At 71.5% G+C, this 2,884-nt stretch carries 3 protein-coding genes; all 3 read right to left on the bottom strand.

Translation table 11 applies throughout. The features are described from left to right. The coding region (locus G6030_RS14675; RefSeq protein WP_182643625.1) for a hypothetical protein at window positions 1–662 on the bottom strand (662 nt) is incomplete at its 3' end. Further along, complete coding sequence (rsmH, locus tag G6030_RS14680; protein WP_182643626.1) at window positions 659–1,681, bottom strand: 16S rRNA (cytosine(1402)-N(4))-methyltransferase RsmH; 1,023 nt, start codon at window positions 1,679–1,681, stop codon at window positions 659–661. The genes G6030_RS14675 and rsmH, both read right to left, overlap by 4 nt. A gap of 172 nt (window positions 1,682–1,853) precedes the next feature. Continuing rightward, entirely contained in the window at window positions 1,854–2,330 is a 477-nt protein-coding gene (gene mraZ / locus G6030_RS14685; protein WP_007629002.1) for a division/cell wall cluster transcriptional repressor MraZ, read from the bottom strand. Window positions 2,331–2,884: the final 554 nt, after the last annotated feature.

Below are 2,884 nucleotides of genomic sequence, written 5' to 3' on the forward strand. Positions count from 1 at the left end.
GCCACCGGGGACGGCGGGCCGGCGAGCGGCGGGTACGGAACGGGGGCGACACCGGGGGGGGTGCGGTCCTGCGGCGCCTGTGCGGGCGGCGCGTCGAACGCGTCCCGGTCGGACGACCGCGACGGCTCGGACGCTACCGGAGCGGGTTGGAGCGGCTTGATCGGCGCGCCGAGCTTCGCTTCGGGCTCCCCCACGATCTCGATGACGCCGTCGGATCCCCTGGTGAGGATCGGCGCGCTGGCGACACCGACCATGCCCAGCTTCTCGGCGCGCTGCGCGAGCACCTCGGCCGAGCGGGCGCGCTCGTTGGACGCGCGGAGCGCCTCCATCCGCTCGACGAGTTCGACGTTGGCGTCGCGCGCGTTCTTGAGGTCGTAGGTGTCCTGGGTGGTCTGGGCCGACAGCAGGAGGGTGCCGCCGACGCCGGCGCCGATGAGGAGGAGGAGGACGACGACGAAGGGCACCCTGGCGGCCAGCTCCGCCGGGCTCAGACGTTCCGCGGGGACGACCACGGTGCGACGGCCGCGGACGGAGCGCGTGACCGGCCTGCGTCGGAGGCCGACGGCCCGTCCCGCCCCGGCCGGGGCGTCGGCGTCCGGGCCGGGGGCCGGGCGGGTGTCGAGCCCGTCAACGGTGCCGGGCGTGTCGATCGTGCTCGTCATGGGGTTCTCCCGTCGATACGCCGGACGCAGCGCACCCGGACCGAGGCCGAGCGCGGGTTGTGGTCGATCTCCTCCTGTGAGGCCTTCTCCGCTCCCCTGGTGACGGCCTCGAACTCGGGGCCGTGGCCGGGCAGTTCCACCGGCAGGCCCGCCGGGGTGCGGGAGGCGGTGCGGGTCGCGAGTTCGCGCTTGACGATCTTGTCCTCGAGGGAGTGGTACGCCATGAAGACCGCGCGACCGCCGAGCCGCAGGAGGTCGAGGTAGCCGGGCACGGCGTTCTCGACGGCCTCGAGTTCGGCGTTGACCTCGATGCGCAGGGCCTGGAACACGCGTTTGCCGGGGTGCCCACCGGTCCGGCGGGCACCCTGGGGGATCGTGTCGTAGAGGAGTTCGACCAGCTGGGAACTGGTGACGATCGGGTCCGTGTCGCGCCGGCGGACGATCGCGGCCGCGATCTGCCGGGCGAAGCGCTCCTCGCCGTACACCCGCAGGATCCGGGCGAGCTCGTCGCGCGGGTACTCGGCGAGGATGTCGGCGGCAGTCGGCCCGGTGGTGGGGTCCATCCTCATGTCGAGCGGCGCGTCCACCGAGTAGGCGAAACCGCGCTCGGCGACGTCGAGCTGCATCGAGGAGACGCCGAAGTCTAGGAGGATGCCGTCGATCGCCGGGCCGGCGTCGTCGCGCACGTCCGGGGGCAGCGCCGCGATGACGCTGTTGAAATCGTCGAAGCGGGCGTGGACGGGCGTGAAGCGGTCGCGGTAGGCGGTGAGCCGGCGTGTCGCCATGTCGAGCGCCTCGGGGTCACGGTCCACGCCGAGCACACGCAGCTCGCCGAACTCCGCCAGCAGGTGGGAGGAGTGTCCGCCGAGACCGAGGGTGCCGTCCACGATGACGGGAGCGCGCCCCTCCTCCGCGGCGGCTTCGACGACGGGTCGGAAGAGCTCGATCGTGCGCTCGAGAAAGACGGGGACGTGCCCGGAGCGCGTGGCGTCGCGATCGGCATCGGGCCGTTCTGCCATCTCGCCTCCTCGCGTCCGGTCGTCGGTGCTCCGGCGGTTGTGGTGGAGCCCCCTGGTCCCCGTCCGGTACCCACCTGGCGTTGGGGAAGTACGTCAGGGTGGTGCCGGGCAGGGGCCGGGGGGCTCCGTCCGTCGTGCTCTCGTGTGCGTTCTCGTCCTCGCTCTCCCGGGATCAGAACTCGATCCCGAGCGAGGTGCCCTCCATCTCGGAGAACACGGGTAGGTTCTCCGCGCTGTAGCGGTCCCACGCCTCGGCGTCCCAGACCTCGAGACGCTCCCCGAGGCCGTTGACGACGCAGTCCTTGTCCAGACCCGCGTAGTTCCGCTGACTCGCGGGGATGGAGATCCGTCCCTGCGAGTCCAGTTGTTGGACTTCCGCGCCGCTCACCAGGAGCCGGAAGAACGCCATGTGCCTCTCGCTGAGGTTGGCGGTCGGCCGGACCTTTCTGACCAGCGCGTCGAACTCGTCCTCAGGGAAGACCGAGAGCGTGTTGGTGAACCACCCACACACCACCACCCCGTCCGCCAGGCCGGGCCTGAATCTGGCGGGGATCGTCAGCCGCCCCTTGTCGTCGAGCTTGGGACGGTGGGTCCCGTACCCGACGAAGGCTCGTTCGCGTCCGGAGTCGACGGGATCGGTGTCGGTCACCCGCCACCTCCTGGGGTCCAGGCCCATCGAGCTCCTTGCGTGCCCCACTGTACCCCACAACGCCCCACAAACAAGGCTTGCGCCCCACTTCTCCCCACTGTCTTACATCACTGCACTTCAGATGGTTTCCGCCTCGTCGACGCGGCCGCCCCCCCGGCCGCCGAGCCCTCGTCACGGACCGCATATTCAGCGACTTACTGAGGCTGATGTGACTGAAGTAGCCCATGAGACAGTCGCAGCCACGACGGTGGGGAATGGTGGGGCCGCGGGGTGGGGCGTGGTGGGGCCCCGAGGTGGCGAGTGGTCAGGCCCCGACTTCGGGCCACGGCGGGCGGCGGGCTCGGGGGCCTCCGGGTCGGGATCGCTCCGCTGCGACGGCGCGCGCTCTCGTGGTCGTGTTCACGCCGCCCACCCTGGCCCACGCACCTGGCATCACCGAGCTCGGCGGCAGCCCACGGCGGGAGGCCTGTGGAGGGACGGCGGCCGCAGCCGCACGCCAACATGGCGTCTCGCCCGCCCCGCGCGGAAGTTGTCAACCTGGTTTAAGACAGGTT

Source organism: Dietzia sp. E1 (assembly GCF_014145015.1).
Taxonomy (GTDB): Bacteria; Actinomycetota; Actinomycetes; order Mycobacteriales; family Mycobacteriaceae; genus Dietzia; species Dietzia cinnamea_A.

What these genes read in the sequence shown, in the direction of transcription:
- rsmH (WP_182643626.1), bottom strand. Translation starts at nt 1,681, where the DNA reads ATGGCAGAACGGCCCGATGCCGATCGCGACGCCACGCGCTCCGGGCAC.